This is a genomic window from Streptomyces sp. 8P21H-1 (assembly GCF_013302945.1).
On sequence record NZ_JABTYA010000161.1, the window covers coordinates 2098 to 2979 of the forward strand.

The 882-nt window shown below is 71.9% G+C and carries 1 pseudogene; it reads left to right on the plus strand.

Annotated features, from left to right (window positions below):
* Positions 1 to 19 precede the first annotated feature (19 nt).
* Positions 20 to 882, plus strand: a pseudogene (locus HO151_RS02700) (polyketide synthase dehydratase domain-containing protein); the annotation flags it as partial.

The following is an 882-nucleotide window of genomic DNA, read 5'->3' on the forward strand; positions in this document are numbered from 1 at the left end:
GCTGCCGGTGGTCTCCAACGTGACCGGCCGGATCGCGCAGGCCGATGAACTGACCTCCCCGGACTACTGGGTGACCCACGTCCGGGAGGCCGTGCGTTTCGACGACGGTGTGCGGGCTCTGGTGGAGCAGGGGGTGTCCCGTTTCCTGGAGCTGGGTCCTGACGGTGTGCTGAGTGGTATGGCGCGTGAGAGCGCGGGCGAGGACGCGGTCCTGGTTGCGCTGCTGCGCAAGGACCGTGACGAGGAGGGCACGGCGCGGGCCGCGCTGGGCCGGCTGCACACCACCGGTGTGAGCGTGGACTGGTCCGCCGTCCTCGACGGCACCGGCGCCCGTGCCGTCGACCTGCCCACCTACGCCTTCCAGCGGCAGCGCTACTGGCCCGAGACGACCGCTGTCACGGCGGCGGACCCGAGGTCCGCCGGTGTGGACGCGGCGGAGCACCCGTTGCTGGGTGCGGTGGTGTCGCTGCCTGATTCCGGTGGTGTGGTGCTGACGGGCAGGCTGTCGGTGGAGACCCAGCCGTGGCTCGCCGACCACGTGGTCCTCGGCCGGATCCTGCTGCCCGGTACGGGCCTGGTGGAGATGGCTCTCGCGGCCGGTGAGACGGCAGGGTGCGCCACCCTGGAGGAGCTGACCCTGGCGGCGCCCCTGGTGTTGCCCGAGAACGGCGCTCTTCAGGTGCGGGTCGTCGTGGGCCCGCACACCGATGCGCGTCGTACGGTCGCCGTCTACTCCCGTCCCGAGAACGCCGGCGACTTCCCGTGGACGACCCATGCCTCCGGTTTCCTCACGGAGGCGGCTGTGGTGGCCGGGTCCGAGTGGGGTGAGTGGCCGCCTGCCGGTGCCGAGGTGGTGCCGGTGGAGGGTGCGTACGAGGTCTT